Below are 17,979 nucleotides of genomic sequence, written 5' to 3' on the forward strand. Positions count from 1 at the left end.
CCGAGATCTTTTCCATGCCTGGAACCGCAGCGCCCAGCCGGCGACGCACGTCTGTGCCCGCCCCGGCCCAGCACACCCGCTCGACTGCCGACGCCAACACCGCCGCGACGCTCGATGCCGCCGGCACGCCCGTCGTTGCGACGACCACCGCAACCCGCACCGCGGTCGACCGCACGGCCCTGCTCGGCTGGCGGGCCTGGCTGTTCGTCGTCGTCCTGGTCTGCGCGTACGTGCTGCCGGGCGTGCTCGGCCACGATCCGTGGAAACAGGACGAAACCTATACGTTCGGCATCATCCAGCACATGCTCGAGACCGGCGACTTCGTCGTACCGACCAATGCCGGCCTGCCGTTCATGGAGAAGCCGCCGCTTTACGCATGGGTCGCGACCAGCCTCGCTTGGCTGCTACAGCGCGTGATGCCGCTGCACGACGCGGCGCGGCTCGCGAGCGCGCTGTTCGCCGCGCTCGCGTTCGGTTTCATCGCGCGCGCGGCGCGCGTCGCCAGCCGTGCGGACAGCTGGTTCGACCTGCGCGTGATCGGCCCGGTCGTGCTGAGCGCGGGCACGCTCGTCGTCATCAAGCACGTGCACGACATGATGACCGACGTCGCACTGTTCGCCGGGACGGCGATGGGCTTCTGCGGGCTGCTCGAACTCGTGATGCAGCACGTCGCGCGCGCGCAGCAGATGCGGCACGGGTTGCCGGTGCGGCCGTCGGGCCGCTGGGCCGCGCCGATCTTCGGCGCGGGCGTCGGCATCGCGCTGATGACGAAGGGGCTGTTCGTGCCGCTCGTATTCGCGGCCACGCTCGTCTGCACGCTGGTGCTCTACCCGGCCTGCCGCACCCGCTCGTTCGCGCGCGCGCTCGGCGTCGCCGCGCTCGTGTTCGCGCCGTTCGCGCTGATCTGGCCGACCGCACTGTTCCTGCGCTCCGAAACGCTGTTCATGACGTGGTTCTGGGATAACAACGTCGGTCGGTTCTTCGGCTTCTCCGTCCCCGAACTCGGCGCCGAAAACGACAAGCCGTTCTTCATCCTGCGGGCGTTCCTGCTCGTCGGCTTCCCGGTCGCGCCGCTCGCGATCGTCGCCCTCGCACGCGGTGCATGGCGCGACTGGCGCACGCCGCGCATCGCGCTGCCCGTGCTGTTCACCGGCATCGGGCTCACGGTGCTGCAGGTGTCCGCGACATCACGCCAGCTCTACATCCTGCCGTTCTTCGCGCCGCTCGCGCTGGTCGCCGCGCAGGCAATCGAACGCCTGCCGCGCCGGCTGCATCTCGCGTGGGATTACTTCAGCCGCGTGCTGTTCGGCACGACCGTCGCGCTCGCGTGGGCAATCTGGGCCGTGATGGCCGATCCGGCCGCGTCGCGCGCGGATCTCGCGCTGCTCGGCCGCTGGCTGCCGCTTGACTGGACGATGCCGATCCAGCCCGCGCTCGTGATCGGCGCGCTCGCGCTGACGGTCGGCTGGCTGACGCTGCTGCCGAAGCTGCGCACGACCGGCCTGTGGCGCGGCGCGCTGTCGTGGGGCGCCGGCGCGCTCGTCGCGTGGGGGCTCATCTACACGCTGCTGCTGCCGTGGCTCGACGTTGCGAAGAGCTACCGCTCCGTATTCGACGACCTGAACGCACATCTCGCGCTCGAATGGAACGACGGCGACTGCATGGCGAGCCTGCACGGGCTCGGCGAATCGGAAGCGCCGATGCTGTACTACTTCTCGGGCATCCAGCACATGCCGATCGACGACGCAAAGTCGACGCGCTGCACGTGGATGATCGTCCAGGGCGTGCGCGCGGTCGATCCGGCGCCCGGCAGCGAATGGAAACTGTTCTGGACGGGCGCCCGCCCGGGCGACGACGCGGAACTGCTGCGCGTGTACGTGCGTACGCCCGAACAGCATCTGCAGTAACGCAGGACGGCGCGGTGCGCCACCATCCCCGGCAAAGGTAATGCGCGCCCGGCCGGCCGGTGCGCAACCTTTGCGCGATACCCGCCATTGAGACACCCGCGTCAAGCCGCGGGCTCGCTCCCGCCCTCTTTACACCACTGCCCCCGGATCTTCAGAACGACGAACCGGGCTCGCGAAGAAACGCGGTCTCCTCGTCGGTCGATGCGCGACCGAGAATCGCGTTCCGGTGCGGAAAGCGGCCGAAGCGCTCGACGACGGCCGCATGCAGCAGCGCGAAACGGTGATAACTCTCGCACCCGGCCTCGTCGCGAATGCCCGCGCACAGGCGCACGGCTTCGCTTTGGCTCTCGACCGATTCGTCGTGCTCGAACGGCAGATACGCGAACGCGCGGTGATGCCCGCTCGGCAACTGCACGTCCCAGCCGGCCGCGACGACACGGCGTGCGAGCGCGAGCGCCTTCGGATCGGCGGCAAACGCGCGCGGCGTGCCGCGATGGATGTTGCGCGAGAACTGGTCCAGCACGACGATCAACGCCAGCGCCCCCGACGGCGAGTCGGCCCAGTGATCGCAGGCGCCGTCGCAGGCTGCGTCGAGCAACGCGCCGTAGCGCGTGCGCAGCACGTCGTCGAACGCCGCGCCGCCGTTGAACCATACCTTGCGTTCCTGCCCGAATTCGGCCGAGCCCGGCTCGCCGAACCAGAAATCCAGAATCTCCCGCGCTTGCGGATCCAGTGCCGCTGCGCCGGCCTTGCCGGTGTCGATCGTCATGCAAACTCCAGTACGAGGCGCCGTGTACGCGCGCTCTTCTTTTCCAGTTTCGCGACCCGCAGCCCGCCGATTTCGGACGTGTTACGCACATGCGTGCCGCCGCACGGCTGCAGGTCGACATTTTCGATACGCAACAGCCGCACGCGGCCGAGGCCCATCGGCGGCTTCACGCTCATCGTGCGCACGAGGTCGGGCCGCTCGGCCATCTCGTCGTCGGTGATCCATTCGGTCGTCACCGGATGCGCGCCGACAACAAGACCCGCGAGACGCCGCTCGACATCGTCGCGGTCGATCGCATCGGAGGTCGCGAAATCGAGCCGCACGTAGTCGGCCGTCACGCTGCAGCCGTCAACCGCATACGGCAGCACCGCGCACATCAGGTGCGCGGCCGTATGCAGGCGCATGTGCCGGTAGCGGCGCAGCCAGTCGATCTGCGCGACCACGTGCGTGCCGGGCGCGAGCGCCGCGACGCTTGCCTCCTGCCCCGGCGCCGGCACGTGCACGGCATCGTCGGGTGTCGCGCCGTCGAATTTTGCCTTGCGTGTATCGGCGATCGTGATCGCACTTCCGTCGGGCAGCGTCAGCGTGCCGGAGTCGCCGGCCTGGCCGCCGCCAAGCGGATAGAACACCGTGCGGTCGAGCCGGATGCCGTCGTCACCGACGGCCTGGACGACCGCGTCGCATTGCGTCAGGTACGCGTCTTCGCGAAACAGCGCTTGTGTCGTCATCGGGCGAGCCTCGTATCGATGGGAGAAACGACCAGTGTCGCGTCACGCCGCACGCGCGCCCAGACGCAGATCGTCCGGCGTGCGGGCAGCGGCGTACCGGTCGATCAACCGGGCCGGTTGCGCATCCAGTCGGCCGTGTCGTAGAACGAATGCATCAGCCGCTCGCGCAGCGGCTCGGGCAGCCCGACATCCTCCATCGCCCACGCCATGCAGCGCAGCCACTGGTCGCGCTCGACCGACGCGATTGGGAACGGCAGGTGCCGTGCACGCAGCCGCGGGTGGCCGAACCGGCTGATGTAGTGGTCGGGGCCGCCGAGCCAGCCGCACAGGAACCAGAACAGCTTGTCGCGCGAACCGTCGAGCGACTGCGGATGCAGCGCGCGAATTTCCGCGAACTCGGGCTCGAGGTCCATCAGGTCGTAGAAGCGGTCCACCATTTCGCGCACGCGGGCTTCGCCGCCCACGAGCTCGAACGCCGTCGGCTGCGACGGCGCTTCGTCATTCACATCGGTCATACGGATAGTCGGAAAACGGGATATTCGGGGCCGCCGGCGACGCTCATGCGTCGCGCAGCGACTGCAGCGCGGGGCGCCGCAACACATTATGCAGGCTCAGCCAGCCGGCCGCACCGGCACACGCGACGCCGGCCGCGATGCCGGCCGGCACGAGCCACGGATCGACGGCGAGCTGGAAATCGAATACGCGCGACGCGAGCACCCAACCGACCGCGATCGCGCCCGCCGATGCCAGCGCGCCCGCCAGCGTACCGACCACGACGAATTCCGCGCGCTGTACCGCATTGACCTGCGCGCGCGACGCGCCGAGCGCGCGCAGCAGCGCGGCCTCGCGCACGCGCTCGTCGCGCGAGCCGGCGAGCGCCGTGTACAGCACGAGCACGCCGGCCGCGAGCGTGAACACGAACAGGAACTGCACCGCGCCGACCACCTGCAGCATCATCCGCTGCAACTGCGCGAGGATCGGCGCGACGTCGATCGCGGTCAGGTTCGGATAGCGCGCGATCAGCGGATCGAGCAGCGCGGCGTTCGAGGCCGGCAAGTGGAAGCTCGTCAGGTAGACGGCCGGGAAATCCTTCAGCACCGGCGGCGGCATCAGCACGAAGAAGTTGACGCGGAACGAGCCCCAGTCGAGCTTGCGCACGCTCGTGACCGGCGCGTCGACCGTCAGCCCCGTCACGTCGAAGCGCAGCGTGTCGCCCGGCTTCACGTTCAGCGTCTTCGCGAGGCCGGCCTCGATCGAGATCTGCGGCGTGGCCGCCGTGCCAAACCAGTCGCCTTCGACGATCCGGTTGTCGGACGGCAATTCGGTCGTATACGACAGGTTGAACTCCCGGTCGACGAGCCGGCGCGCCTCGTCGGACGGATACGCGTCCGGATTCACCGGCTTGCCGTTGATCGCGACGAGGCGGCCGCGCACCATCGGCGCGGGCACCGCGTCGCGCACGCCGTGCGCAGCCAGATAGGCCGCGACATCGTCGCGCTGGTCGGGCTGGATGTCGATCAGGAACTGGTTCGGCGCATCGGGCGGCGTCGACTGCCGCCAGCCCGCGACGAGATCGTTGCGCGTGATCGCGATCAGCAGCAGGCACATCAGGCCGAGCGCGAGCGCGGTGATCTGCAGCGCGCTGGCCGTGCCACGCCGGTGCAGTGACGCGAGCGCGTAACGCCAGCCGACGCCGGCGGCCACGCGCGCGTTGCGTACCGCACGGGCGGCCGCGAACAGCACGAGCCGCGCGATCAACGCGAAGCCGACCAGCGCGCCGGCAAAGCCGCCCGCGACGATCAGGCCGAGCTTCAGGTTGCCGGCCGCGACGATCAGCAGCCCCGCGAACAGCACGACGCCGATCGCATACGCGGCCCACGCGGTGCGCGATGCCTCGCCCCACTCGCGTCGCAGCACGCGCACCGGCGGCACGCGCGTGAGCGGCACGAGCGGCGGCAGCGCGAAGCCAAGCAGCAGCACGAGCGCGGCGCCCATGCCGATCAGCGCCGGCCACAGCGTGGGCGGCGGCAGCGCAACGTCGATCAGGCTGCCGATTGCTGTCAGCAACACCCAGTGGCCGCCGTAGCCGAGCACCGCGCCCGCGGCGCCCGAGACGATGCCGATCCCGGCGAATTCGAGTGCGAACAGCGCGCCGAGCGTGCGGCGGCTCACGCCGAGGCAGCGCATCGTCGCGCAGCCGTCGAGATGGCGCCGCATGTAGCGCTGCGCGGCCATCGCGATCGCGACCGCCGCGAGCAGCGCGGTCAGCAGCGCGACGAGCGTCAGGAAATGGCGCGCGCGATCCAGCGTCTGCCGCACCTGCGGCTGGCCTTCCTGCAACGATTCGAGCCCGACGCCGCGCAGTTTCCCGCCGTCGACACGCTGGTGCGCATACGCTTCGAAACGCGCGACGGCCGGTGCATCTCCGGCGACCAGCAGCCGGTAGGTGACGCGGCTGCCGTAGCCCGTGAGCCCCGTCGCGGCGAGGTCGTCCGCGCGCATCATCAGCCGCGGCGAAAAATTGACGAACGAAAAGCCGCGATCGAGCTCGCGGGAAATCGACGCGGCGACCGTGAACGTGCGCAGGCCGACGCGCACGGTATCGCCCGCCTTCAGGTGCAGCGCGTCGAGCAGCGCCGGATCGGCCCACACGGTACCGGGCGCGGGGATCGCGGCCGCCTTCTGCGCGGCGGTGGCGCCGGCCGGCACGATATCCACCGCGCCGCGCAGCGGATACCCGGGCGACACGGCCTTCACGGCCGCGAGGCGCGACGGTGCGGCATCGGCCGCCTGCCCGCCCGGGGCCGACGCGATCATGCTCGGGAAAATGGCGGTCGTCGCGGTACGCAGGCCAAGCGCCCGGGCCTGCCGGTCGAACGACGGATCGACGGGACGATCGGCGCGCACGACGAAATCGGCGCCGAGCATCTGGCGTGCATCGCGTTCGAGCCCCTGGCGTAGCCGGTCGGCGAGAAAACCGACGCTCGTCAGTGCCGCGACTGCCAACACCAGCGCGAGGACGAGCAACGTCAACTCGCCCGCGCGCCAGTCGCGCGCAGTCATCCGGGCGGCCTGGCGGATCAGGTCGTGCAGACCGAAGCGGCCGGCATGCGCGGGCCTGTCATGGCCGGGTTGCCCGGCCGGCGGCTGCGCCGCGGGTTGCCGCTCGTTCAATCGCGCTTGCCCCCGATCGAATTGAGCCGCGACACCATGTGGTTCGCCATCCCGCGAAAGCCGCCCGACACGCCGCGCCACAGGCGCGGCAGCGCCCACGCCGACGCCGCGATGAACGCGGCGAGCAGCACGAGGAACGCGAGCGGAACGAAGAACGCCAGCACGAGCCCGCCGACGACGAGGCCGTCCTCGGTCGACGATGCGACCCAGTTCGAAATCGGTTCGGGAGAGAGGTTGATCAGTGCGCGCGTACCGGCCTTCGCGACGTGCGCGGCACCGGCCAGCGAGCCGCCGGCGAGCCCCGCGACCGCGAGCACGGTCGGATCGGCATGGCCGAGCGCACCGGCTGCCAGTACGGCGCCGGCGGGGATGCGGATGAAGGTATGCACGGCATCCCACAGCGAGTCGAACGCGGGGATCTTGTCGGCCAGGAATTCGGTGAGGGTGAGCACGGCCGCCGCGCCGATGACCCACGGCGACATCAGGACAGCCAGCGTATCGGGCAGATGGAGCCAGCCGACCCGCGCCAGCACGCCGGCGATCAGCACCGTCAGGTACAGGCGCAGCCCGCTCGCCCACGCGAGCCCCGCGCCGAGCGAAATGGCTTCGATCATCGCCCTCTCCTTGCACTTTCCGTGCGATTTGCCGATTGACCGGATCGGGTCGGACAGACCGGCCGCGCGGCGCGTGGCGACCGGCACCGTGTGCCGCGAGAAGCACGACGGTATTCAGGCCCGAATGCGTTCCATTATAGACAGGCTATCCGGGTGACCGGCGCAATTCCGCAGCGCGACATTCCGGGTGCATGTGCGCCCGGATGCCGACGCCCGGACGCCGACGCCCGGATGCCGGCGTCAGGCGGCCGACGACAGCTTGAGGCCGATCAGCCCCGCGACGATCAGCGCGGCGCTCGCGACGCGCGCGGCAGTCAGCGCCTCGCCCATCATCACGATGCCGAACACGAACGCGCCGATCGCGCCGATGCCCGTCCACACCGCGTATGCGGTACCGAGCGGCAACTGGCGCATCGCGACCGCGAGCAGCCCGAAGCTGGCCAGCGCCGTCACGATCGTAAACACCGACGGACCGAGCTTCGTGAAGCCGTCCGACGATTTCAGGCCGGCCGCCCAGGCCACTTCCAGCAAACCGGCAATCAACAACCATACCCACGCCATCTCGACGTACTCCGTATCGGATGGGGCCGTCCCCGTTGAAGCGAATGACCCGGGGTCGTCCCCAGGCGGCGCCGAGTATAACAAGTTGCTTACGGACGCGCCGGCTGCGGGCAGGCCGGTGGCCGATCGAGGGCGCGATCGGCCAGGCCCGGTCAGTTCGGTCAGTTCGACACGCGCTTGGGTGCGACGCCGCCGACGCAGCGGTCGTCGCGGTACAGCGCCCACTCCTCGCACACGCGGCCATCCTTGAACATGCACATCCCGACCTGCCCGCGCGGCAGGCTGCGGACCACGTGGCGACCGCCGAGCTTCTCGCAGTTGACCGACGCGGGATTGGCCATCGCCGCCTGGGCGGGCGGCTGCTGCCCGGGCGGCAGCGGTTGGGCGAACGCGCCGGGCGCAGCGAGCGCCAGCGCACAGATGACGACCAGACGGACGGACATTGCACGCTCCTCGTTTTTGTTCGCGGAACGGTCAGGATAACGGGGAATGAGCGAGCGGTGTGCAAGGCCGGCGCACGCCGCGAGACTGTCGCGCCGGCGCAACCTTGCCGGCGCGCGACGCCCTGCTCAGGGACACCGTCCGCTCCATCACGCGGCGCCGACGAGCCGGTAACCGACGCCCGTCTCGGTGACGATGTACTCGGGCTGCGCGGGGTCGAGTTCGAGCTTCTGCCGCAGGTGCGCCATGTAGATGCGCAGGTAGTGATGGCTTTCGACGTGCGACGGCCCCCACACGTCACGCAGCAGCTGGCGATGCGTAAGCACGCGCCCCGCGTGCCGCACGAGCGTCGCGAGCAGCCGGTATTCGAGCGGCGTCAGGTGCACGATCTCGCCGTCGCGCCACACCTGGCGCAGCGCGAGATCGACGGTCACGGTGCCGAAGGTCACCTTCGGCGATTCGTTCGCGCCGCCCTGGTTGCGCCGGCGCAGTTGCGCGCGAATCCGCGCGCGCAGTTCGGACACGCCGAACGGCTTGGTCAGGTAGTCGTCGGCGCCCGCGTCGAGCGCGGCGACCTTCTCCTCTTCCTGCGTACGCGCGGACAGCACGATCACCGGCACCTCGGACCAGCCGCGCAACTCGCGGATCACGTCGAGGCCGTCGGTGTCGGGCAGGCCGAGGTCGACGATCACGAGGTCGGGCTTGCGCGTCGCCGCGTCGATCAGCCCCTGCTTGCCCGTCTCGGCCTCGAACACCGCGATGTCCTCCTCTTCGAGCGCGGCGCGCACGAAACGGCGGATCTGCTTTTCGTCCTCGATCAGGACGACGGTCAGGCTGGGTTCACTCATGGTCTGGCAATGGCTCGGATGGGGACGATGCGCCCGGCACATCGGATTCGTCGTCGGGCACGGCAGGTGCCGCCGGCGGCGTCTCGACCGGCAGGGTGAACCAGAAGCGCGCGCCCGTCACGTGGCCGTCGGGCGCGGTGCGGTTGAGCGCGCCGATTTTACCGCCGTGCGCCTCGACGATTGCGCGGCAGATCGCGAGGCCGAGCCCGATGCCCGGCGTCGCCGATTCCTTCTCGCCGCGCGTGAACTTGTCGAAGATGCGCGTTTCCATGCCGGCCGGCAGGCCCGGGCCGTGATCGTCGACATGCACGCGCACGAACGGCAGCCCGTCGTCGGTCACACGCTCCGCGCCGATGTCGATCGGCGTATCGGGTGGCGTGTACTTCGCCGCGTTCTCGAACAGGTTGGTGAACAGGCGCTCCATCAGCACCGCGTCCATCTGCAGCAGCGGCAGGTCGGCCGGCAGCGCGACGCGCGCCGGATGACGCGCGAGCACGCGCTTGCACGCGGCGAGCGCGGCGCCGACGGTTTCCTCGAGCAGCGACCACTGGCGCTTGAGCTGCAGGCTGCCGGCCTGCAGCCGCGCCATGTCGAGCAGGTTCGTGACGATGCCCGTCATGCGCAGCGCCTCGTCGTGAATCGCGTCGACGAGTTCGCCCTCGCGCTGCGCGAACCGCTCGGCCGCCACGGCGTCGCCGGCCTGCGCGGCCGCGCGCCCGTTCGCGAGCATCGACGAGAAGCCGACGATCGTCGTCAGCGGCGTGCGCAAGTCGTGCGAGATCGCCGACAGCAGCGAGTTGCGCAGCCGCTCGGACTCCATGTTGACGAGGGCATCGCGCGCGATCTCGACGTAGTGCACGCGTTCGAGCGCGAGCGCGATCTGCGCGGCGAAAGCATCGAGCATCCGCTGCTGCTCGGGCACCTCGAGCTCGCGCGGCTCGCGCGACGCGACCGCGAGCACGCCGCGCGTGCGCATCGGTGCCTTCAGCGGCAGGTACAGCGCGGCCGTCGCGGGCAACGTGTCGGTGCCGCGGCCGGCCGGCTTCTGCTGGTCGTACACCCACTGGCCGACGTCGCTGTCGAGATCGGCGCCCGTCAGCGTGACGGCCGCATCGGGCTCCTCGATCTTCTGGCGCACCTTGTCCGCGCTGTCGGGCAGCAGGAACGCGACGCGCGCGCGGAACACCTCGCCCACGTGGCGGCTGCCGATCTCGACGATCTGTTCGGTCGTCAGCGCCGCGCCGAGCTCGCGCGCCATCGCGTAGATCGCGCCGGTGCGGCGCTCGCGGCGCTGCGCGACGCTCGCCTGACGCGTCAGCGTCGACGTCAGGTGGCTGATCACGAGCGACGTCAGCAGCATCCCGAAGAAGGTCAGCAGGTACTGCGTATCGCTCACCGAGAACGACATGCGCGGCGGCACGAAGAAGTAATCGAACGCGGCCACCGACAGGAACGACTGCAGCACGCCCGGGCCGCGCCCGAGCCGCACGGCCGAGAACACGACGCCGAGCAGGTACAGCATCACGAGGTTCGTCAGGTCGAGCCGCTCGGACACGAGGCTCGCGACGACCGTGATCGCCGCGCAGATCGCGGCCGCGTACGCGTAGTGCCGCGGCGGCGAACGATGCGTGCCGAACTGCGCGAACGCATCGCGCCAGTCGCGCGCACGCGCATCGAGCGGCGCGGCGCGCGCTTCGTCGCTCGCGGACGCACGGATCAGCATCAGGTCGACGTCGCCCGCGCGTTCGGCGAGCTGCTCGCCGAACGGCCGCGCGAGGCGGCGCATGAGCCCGGCCTTCGGCGAGCCACCCGCGACGATCTTCGACACGTTGCGCACCTTCGCATAGCCGATCAGCGCAGCGACCGCATCGGCGCCGGCGAGCGTGGCCGTTTCCGCGCCGAGTTCGGCCGCGAGCTTCAGCGCATCGAGCGTGCGTTGCCGCCGCGCATCGGGCAGCCGTTGCAGGCGCGGCGTCTCCACATACACGGCGAGCCAGTCGGCCTTCAGGCTCGCGGCGAGCCGCGCGGCCGCGCGCACGAGCGTCGGCGCTTCGGCGCCGGGCCCGACGCACACGAGCAGCCGCTCGCGCGCCTGCCAGATGCGCTGGATCGAGCGGTCGGCGCGGTACTCGCGCATCTGCGCGTCGACGCGATCGGCCGTGCGCCGCAGCGCGAGTTCGCGCAGCGCGATCAGGTTGCCCTTGCGGAAGAAGTTGCGCACCGCGCGCTCGGCCTGCTGCGCGAGATAGACCTTGCCGTCGCGCATCCGCTCGAGCAGTTCCTCGGCCGGCAGGTCGACGAGCGTGACTTCGTCGGCCGCGTCGAACACGCGGTCGGGCACGGTCTCCCACACTCGGATACCGGTGATCGCGCCGACCACGTCGTTCAGGCTTTCGAGGTGCTGGACGTTGACGGTCGTATAGACGTCGATGCCCGCGTCGAGCAGCTCGTAGACGTCCTGCCAGCGCTTCAGGTGACGCGCGCCCTGCACGTTCGAATGCGCGAGTTCGTCGACGAGGATCAGCTGCGGCTCACGCGCGAGCGCGCCGTCGAGATCGAATTCGGCGAGCGTGCGGCCGCGATAGTCGATGCGCGCGAGCGGCAGCACGTCGAGGCCGTCGAGCAGCGCCGCGGTTTCGCTGCGGCCGTGGGTCTCGACGATGCCGACGACGACGTCGACGCCTTCCTGCAGGCGCTGGCGCGCGGCCTGCAGCATCGCGTAGGTCTTGCCGACACCGGCCGATGCGCCGAAGAAGATCTTGAGCTGGCCGCGCCGCTGCTTTTCTTCGTCTCGTTGCAGCTTGTCGAGGAGTTGGTCTGGATCGGGACGGTTCATGCGTCAGGAAAGCGGAGCGCACGGATGCGCGCGAGTACGAGCATTGTTGTTCCAAATCGCCGCAAAAGGCAAAGACGGCGCATGCGCCGTCGGGAATGAATGCGTCCGGCGCGGATCATGCCGCGCCGGACGCCGGTCGTCACACGCTCAGTGCGCGGCCTGCGCCGCGTCGAGCGCGAGGTTCAGCTTCAGCACGTTCACGCGCGGCTCGCCGAGCACGCCGAACTGGCGGCCCTTCGTGTTCGCGGCGACAAGCTGCGCGACCGCGTCGGGCGTCAGGTTGCGCGCCTTCGCGATGCGCTCGATCTGGTACGCGGCGGCGCCGGCGTGATCTCCGGATCGAGACCGCTCGCCGACGCCGTCACGAGGTCGACCGGCACGGGCTTCGACATGTCGGTGCCGGCGTCGCGCAGCGCGGCGATACGCCCCTTCACCTGGTCGGCGAGCGACGGGTTCAGCGGGCCGAGGTTCGAGCCGCCGGAGCCGGTCGCGTTGTACGGCATCGGCGCGGTGGCCGACAGTCGACCCCAGAAGTACTTCGGCGCGTCGAACTGCTGGCCGATCAGCGCGGAGCCGACCGCCTTGCCATCCTTCTCGATCAGGCTGCCGTTCGCCTGCGACGGGAACACGGCCTGGCCGAACACGGTCATCACGGCCGGGTAAGCAAGGCCCGTCACCGTGGCCATTACGACAAAGATCACGACGAGCGGGCGAATCAACGTTTTCATGATGTTTCCTTCAAATGCGGCCGGCTCAGGCCCAGCCGAGTGCGGCGAGCGTCATGTCGATCAGCTTGATGAACGGGAACGGCAGCAGCACGCCGCCGAGGCCATACACCAGCAGGTTGCGGCGCAGCAGCGAGGCCGCGCCGAGCGGCCGGTACGTGACGCCCTTCAGCGCGAGCGGGATCAGCGCGACGATGATCAGCGCGTTGAAGATCACCGCCGACAGGATCGCGGAGGCCGGCGACGTCAGGTGCATGATGTCGAGCACGCGCAGTTGCGGGTACGTCGTCACGAACGCAGCCGGGATGATCGCGAAGTACTTCGCGATGTCGTTCGCGATCGAGAACGTCGTCAGCGAGCCGCGCGTCATCAGCATCTGCTTGCCGATCTCGACGATCTCGATCAGCTTCGTCGGGTTCGAATCGAGGTCGACCATGTTGCCGGCTTCCTTCGCCGCCTGCGTACCCGTATTCATCGCCACGGCAACGTCAGCCTGCGCGAGCGCCGGGGCGTCGTTCGTGCCGTCGCCCGTCATCGCAACCAGACGGCCTGCCGCCTGGTGCTCGCGGATCGTCGCGAGCTTGGTTTCCGGCGTCGCCTCCGCGAGAAAATCGTCGACACCCGCTTCCGCCGCGATCGCCGCAGCCGTCAGCCGGTTGTCGCCCGTCACCATCACGGTCTTGATGCCCATCTTGCGCAGCTCCGCGAAGCGCTCCTTGATGCCGCCCTTCACGATGTCCTTCAGCTCGATCACGCCGAGCACGCGCGCCGCCCCTTCATGCAGGTCAGCCACGACGAGCGGCGTGCTGCCGCGGCGCGCCACCTCGTCGACCGCGCGACGCACTTCTTCCGGGAAACGGCTGCCGTGCGCCTCGACGTAGTTGCGGATCGCATCGGCCGCGCCCTTGCGGATTTCACGGCCCGGCAAGTCGACGCCGCTCATCCGCGTCTGCGCGGAAAAGCCGAGGAACGTCGCGTGCAGTTGCGCCATGTCGCGCTGGCGAATGTTGAAACGTTCCTTGGCCAGTACCACGATGCTGCGGCCTTCCGGCGTTTCGTCGGCGAGCGACGACAGTTGCGCGGCATCGGCCAGCGCTTCCTCGGTCACGCCGGGCGCCGGCACGAACGTCGACGCCTGGCGGTTGCCGAGCGTGATCGTGCCGGTCTTGTCGAGCAGCAGCACGTCGACGTCGCCGGCCGCTTCCACCGCGCGGCCCGACGTCGCGATCACGTTCGCCTGCATCATCCGGCTCATCCCGGCCACGCCGATCGCGGACAGCAAGCCGCCGATCGTCGTCGGGATCAGGCACACGAGCAGCGCGACGAGCGCGGTGATCGTCACCACGTGGCCGGCCTTCATCGCTTCGACCGAGAACATCGAGAACGGCAGCAGCGTTGCAGTGGCCAGCAGCATCACGATCGTCAGCGCGACCAGCAGGATCGTCAGCGCGATCTCGTTCGGCGTCTTCTTGCGCTTCGCGCCTTCGACCATCGCGATCATCCGGTCGAGGAACGCCTCGCCCGGGTTCGCGGTGACCTTGACGACGATCCAGTCGGACAGCACGCGCGTGCCGCCCGTCACCGACGAGAAGTCGCCGCCCGATTCGCGGATCACCGGCGCGGATTCGCCGGTGATCGCCGATTCGTCGACGGACGCGACGCCGTCGACGACCTCGCCGTCGGCCGGGATCACGTCGCCGGACTCGACGAGCACGACATCGCCCTTACGCAGATCGCTCGCGGTCGTGATGCGGATCGGCGACTTCGGATGCGGCTCGTTGAGCTTCTTCGCCATCACGTCCTTCTTCGCGCTGCGCAGCGATGCAGCCTGCGCCTTCGAGCGCCCTTCGGCGAGCGCTTCGGCGAAGTTCGCGAACAGCACGGTGAACCACAGCCACAGCGCGATCGCGAGGATGAAGCCCGACGGCGCCTCGGCCTGGCCGGCGAGCGCCGCGATCCACAGAATCGTGGTCAGGATGCTGCCGACGTACACGCAGAACATCACCGGATTGCGGAACTGCGTGCGCGGCGTGAGTTTCTTGAACGAGTCCACGATCGCCGGGCGCAGCAGCGCCGGATCGAACATGGACCGTGTTGCGGAATGTTGAGTCATTGCGATCTCTTCAATCTCTTCAGTCTTTTCAATGTGTCGCCATGCGGGCGCGCGTTACGCGCCCAGCCACATCATCAGGTGCTCGACGCCCGGGCCGAGCGCAAGCGCCGGCACGTAGGTCAGCGCGCCCACCAGCAGCACGGTGCCGAGCAGCAGCACGACGAACAGCGGACCGTGCGTCGGCAGCGTGCCGCTCGTCACCGCGATGCGCTTCTTCGCGGCCAGCGAACCGGCGATCGCCAGCACCGGCACGATCGTGCCGAAGCGGCCGAACCACATCGCGATCGCGGTCATCCAGTTGTAGAACGGCGTGCCGACCGTCAGGCCCGCGAACGCGCTGCCGTTGTTGTTGGCGGCCGAGCTGAACGCGTACAGGATTTCCGAGAAGCCGTGCGGCCCCGGGTTCGCGATGCCGGCCTTGCCCGCATCGGCGAGCACGGCGATCGACGTGCCGACCAGCACGAGCAGCGGCGTGAGCAGCACGACGATCGACACCATCTTCATCTCGTACGCTTCGATCTTCTTGCCGACGTATTCCGGCGTGCGGCCGATCATCAGGCCGGCGACGAACACCGCGAGCAGCGCGAACACGAGCATCCCGTAGAGACCCGAGCCGACCCCGCCGAAGATCACCTCGCCGAGCTGCATCAGCAGCATCGGCACGAGACCGCCGAGCGGCGTCAGCGAATCGTGCATCGTGTCGACCGCGCCGCATGACGCGGCCGTCGTCGCGACCGTGAAGATGCCGGTCTGCGCGATACCGAAGCGCGTTTCCTTGCCTTCCATGTTGCCGCCCGGCTGCAGCGCGCTCGTCGACTGGTCGACGTGCAGCGCGGCGAGCGTCGGGTTGCCGCCCTGCTCGGCGTTCACCTCGATGCCGACCGCGACCGCGAACGCGACCGTCATCGCCGCGAGCACGGCGATGCCCTGCCGGCGGTCGCCGATCATGCGGCCGAACACGAGACACAGCGCGGCCGGGATGATCAGGATCGAGAAGATCTGCAGGAAGTTCGCGAACGGCGTCGGGTTCTCGTACGGGTGCGCGGAGTTCGCGTTGAAGAAGCCGCCACCGTTGGTGCCGAGCATCTTGATCGCTTCCTGCGACGCGACCGGGCCCATCGCGAGCGTCTGCTTCGTGAGCGGGGTCGGCACCGTCACCGCGTTGCCCTTGTCGTCCTTCACCGGGTTGCCCTGCGCGTCGAGCTTCGGCGCCGCATAGGTGCTCGTCTGCAGCACCGGCACGTCCTCGTACGACTTCATGTTCTGGATCACGCCCTGGCTCATCAGCAGCGCGGCGATGATCATCGACATCGGCACGAGCACGTACATCGTCACGCGCGTGAGGTCGACCCAGAAGTTGCCGATCGTCTGCGCGGTGTGACGCGCGAAGCCGCGGATCAGCGCGATCACGACGACGATGCCGGTCGCGGCCGACAGGAAGTTCTGCACGGTGAAGCCGAGCATCTGCGCCAGGTAGCTGACGGTCTGCTCGGGCGTGTAATCCTGCCAGTTCGTGTTGGTGACGAAGCTGACGGCCGTGTTGAATGCGCCGTCGACCGTCATCGCGCCGAATTGCTGCGGGTTGCCGGGCAGGAAGCCCTGCAGGCGCAGCAGGCCATAAAGGAACAATGCGCCGAGCGCGTTGAACGCGATCGTCGCGATCGCGTACTGCTTCCAGTTCATCTCGCTGCCGGCGTCGACGCCGGCGATGCGGTACAGCACGCGTTCGAGCGGCCCGAACACGCGCACGACGCGCGAGCTGCCGTCCATCACGGCCGTCAGGTAGCGCGCGACCGGCACGGCCGCCGCCAGCAGTACGACGATGAACAACAACGATTGCAACAGGTTGTTCGCGTTCATTCGATGTCCTCCGCGCGCAGCAGCGCAAAGACGAGATACGCGAACAGCAGGGCCGTCGAGGCGCCCGCCAGCCAAAGCATCCAGGTCATGCTCGCCCCCCGCGACCGTATTGCACGAGCTTCTCGCAACCGGCGATCAAACCGAGGATCAGCGCGGTGAAAAGCACCAGGGCGCCGATAAATACCCCATCCATTTTTGTGTTCTCCGTCATCGAAGTGAGACGACTAGAACCTTATGGGAATGCACGTAAAGGACGGGTCAAAGGTATCGGGGTGGGTATAAAAACCGTGTAAACGCGCGAAGAGGACAAACCGGGAGGCGGGACGGACGGCGCCGCTGCGCCGCCCGCAAGGGCGCGTGCCGGCATGGCGCCGGCACGGGGAGGCAGGTCAGGGAACGAGGATCGTCGAGCCGGTGGTCTTGCGCGCTTCGAGATCCGCATGCGCGCGGCCGACTTCCGCGAGCGGATAGCGCTGGTTGATGCTGGTCTTCACCTTGCCCGACAGGATCACGTCGAACAGCTCGGCGGCCGCGGCTTCGAGATCGGCGCGCTTCGCGATGTACGAGAACAGCGTCGGCCGCGTGAAGAACAGCGAACCGCGCGACGAGAACTCCTTCGAGTCGATCGCCGGCAACGGGCCCGACGCGTTGCCGAAGCTGACGAAGTAGCCGAGCGGCGCGAGGCAGTCGAGCGAGCCGATGTAGGTGTCCTTGCCGATCGAATCGTAGACGACCGGCACGCCCGCACCGTTCGTGATCTCCTTCACGCGCTGCGTGAAGTTCTCGCGCGTGTAGACGATCGGGTGATCGCAGCCGTGCGCCTTCGCGAGTTCGGCCTTTTCGTCGGAGCCGACCGTCCCGATCACCGTCGCGCCGAGCGCCTTTGCCCACTGGCACACGAGCAGGCCGACGCCGCCGGCCGCCGCGTGAATCAGGATCGTGTCGCCGGCCTTCACCGGGTAGGTGCGGCGCAGCAGGTAGTGCGCGGTCAGGCCCTGCAGCATCACCGATGCCGCATCGTCGTAGCTGATGCCGTCGGGCAGCTTCACGAGCCGCTCGGCCGGCATCACGCGCTCCTGCGCATACGCGCCCGGCGGCTGCCCGACATACGCCACGCGGTCGCCGACCTTGAACGCGGTCACGCCGTCGCCGACGGCCGTCACCTCGCCCGCCGCCTCCATCCCGAGACCGCCGGGCAGCGGTTGCGGATAAAGGCCGGTACGGAAATACACGTCGATGTAGTTGAGCCCGACCGCGTGCTGCCGGATGCGGACTTCACCCGCCTTCGGCTCGCCGACCTCGACATCGACCCACTTCATCACGTCCGGGCCGCCCGGCTGGTCGTATCGGATTGCTTTCGGCATCGTTTCGCTCCTCGTCTGTCAATCGGTCAGGAAAAATTC

At 69.0% G+C, this 17,979-nt stretch carries 14 protein-coding genes and 1 pseudogene; 1 reads left to right on the plus strand and 14 read right to left on the minus strand.

The window, feature by feature from the left end; translation table 11 throughout:
- Positions 1-14 precede the first annotated feature (14 nt).
- Positions 15-1,907 carry an ArnT family glycosyltransferase gene (locus KEC55_RS12075; RefSeq protein ID WP_282505646.1) on the plus strand — a complete coding sequence of 631 codons (1,893 nt, stop codon included), beginning with the start codon at positions 15-17 and terminating at the stop codon, positions 1,905-1,907.
- A 151-nt stretch (positions 1,908-2,058) separates the two neighbouring features.
- Here KEC55_RS12075 and KEC55_RS12080 read toward each other — a convergent pair whose 3' ends face one another.
- The 14 genes and pseudogenes from KEC55_RS12080 to KEC55_RS12145 form a co-directional block, all read right to left on the minus strand.
- Positions 2,059-2,676, minus strand: coding sequence for a DUF924 family protein (locus KEC55_RS12080; protein WP_282505647.1), 618 nt, complete (start codon positions 2,674-2,676; stop codon positions 2,059-2,061).
- Positions 2,673-3,404 carry an alanyl-tRNA editing protein gene (locus KEC55_RS12085; RefSeq protein ID WP_282505648.1) on the minus strand — a complete coding sequence of 244 codons (732 nt, stop codon included), beginning with the start codon at positions 3,402-3,404 and terminating at the stop codon, positions 2,673-2,675. The genes KEC55_RS12080 and KEC55_RS12085 overlap by 4 nt, the downstream gene beginning before the upstream one ends.
- A gap of 104 nt (positions 3,405-3,508) precedes the next feature.
- Positions 3,509-3,919 (minus strand): group II truncated hemoglobin, encoded by a 411-nt coding sequence (locus tag KEC55_RS12090; RefSeq protein WP_282505649.1) that lies wholly within the window; start codon positions 3,917-3,919, stop codon positions 3,509-3,511.
- Between the two features lie 43 nt (positions 3,920-3,962).
- Complete coding sequence (locus KEC55_RS12095; RefSeq protein WP_282507522.1) at positions 3,963-6,467, minus strand: ABC transporter permease; 2,505 nt, start codon at positions 6,465-6,467, stop codon at positions 3,963-3,965.
- A 107-nt stretch (positions 6,468-6,574) separates the two neighbouring features.
- Positions 6,575-7,192: a DUF4126 domain-containing protein gene (locus KEC55_RS12100; RefSeq protein WP_034190778.1), complete on the minus strand. Its 618-nt coding sequence runs from the start codon at positions 7,190-7,192 to the stop codon at positions 6,575-6,577.
- Between the two features lie 240 nt (positions 7,193-7,432).
- Entirely contained in the window at positions 7,433-7,753 is a 321-nt protein-coding gene (sugE, locus tag KEC55_RS12105) for a quaternary ammonium compound efflux SMR transporter SugE (protein ID WP_176050398.1), read from the minus strand.
- Positions 7,754-7,914: 161 nt separating this feature from the next.
- Positions 7,915-8,196 (minus strand): putative hemolysin, encoded by a 282-nt coding sequence (locus KEC55_RS12110; RefSeq protein ID WP_175846384.1) that lies wholly within the window; start codon positions 8,194-8,196, stop codon positions 7,915-7,917.
- 147 nt (positions 8,197-8,343) lie between these two features.
- Positions 8,344-9,042 (minus strand): two-component system response regulator KdpE, encoded by a 699-nt coding sequence (kdpE, locus tag KEC55_RS12115; RefSeq protein ID WP_282505650.1) that lies wholly within the window; start codon positions 9,040-9,042, stop codon positions 8,344-8,346.
- Positions 9,035-11,878 carry a DUF4118 domain-containing protein gene (locus tag KEC55_RS12120; protein WP_282505651.1) on the minus strand — a complete coding sequence of 948 codons (2,844 nt, stop codon included), beginning with the start codon at positions 11,876-11,878 and terminating at the stop codon, positions 9,035-9,037. The genes kdpE and KEC55_RS12120 overlap by 8 nt, the downstream gene beginning before the upstream one ends.
- Before the next feature lie 147 nt (positions 11,879-12,025).
- Positions 12,026-12,606 (minus strand): annotated as a pseudogene (gene kdpC, locus KEC55_RS12125) (potassium-transporting ATPase subunit KdpC).
- Between the two features lie 25 nt (positions 12,607-12,631).
- The gene (gene kdpB, locus KEC55_RS12130; RefSeq protein WP_282505652.1) at positions 12,632-14,716 is read right to left on the minus strand and encodes a potassium-transporting ATPase subunit KdpB; all 2,085 of its coding nucleotides are present in this window, start codon (positions 14,714-14,716) and stop codon (positions 12,632-12,634) included.
- A gap of 54 nt (positions 14,717-14,770) precedes the next feature.
- Positions 14,771-16,576: a potassium-transporting ATPase subunit KdpA gene (gene kdpA / locus KEC55_RS12135; RefSeq protein ID WP_282505653.1), complete on the minus strand. Its 1,806-nt coding sequence runs from the start codon at positions 16,574-16,576 to the stop codon at positions 14,771-14,773.
- Complete coding sequence (gene kdpF, locus KEC55_RS12140) at positions 16,573-16,665, minus strand: K(+)-transporting ATPase subunit F (RefSeq protein WP_006752209.1); 93 nt, start codon at positions 16,663-16,665, stop codon at positions 16,573-16,575. Before kdpF ends, kdpA begins: the two co-directional genes overlap by 4 nt.
- Positions 16,666-16,965: 300 nt before the next feature.
- Positions 16,966-17,940, minus strand: coding sequence for a quinone oxidoreductase family protein (locus KEC55_RS12145; protein ID WP_282505654.1), 975 nt, complete (start codon positions 17,938-17,940; stop codon positions 16,966-16,968).
- Positions 17,941-17,979: the final 39 nt, after the last annotated feature.

It is taken from the genome of Burkholderia cepacia (assembly GCF_029962485.1).
Classification (GTDB): Bacteria; Pseudomonadota; Gammaproteobacteria; order Burkholderiales; family Burkholderiaceae; genus Burkholderia.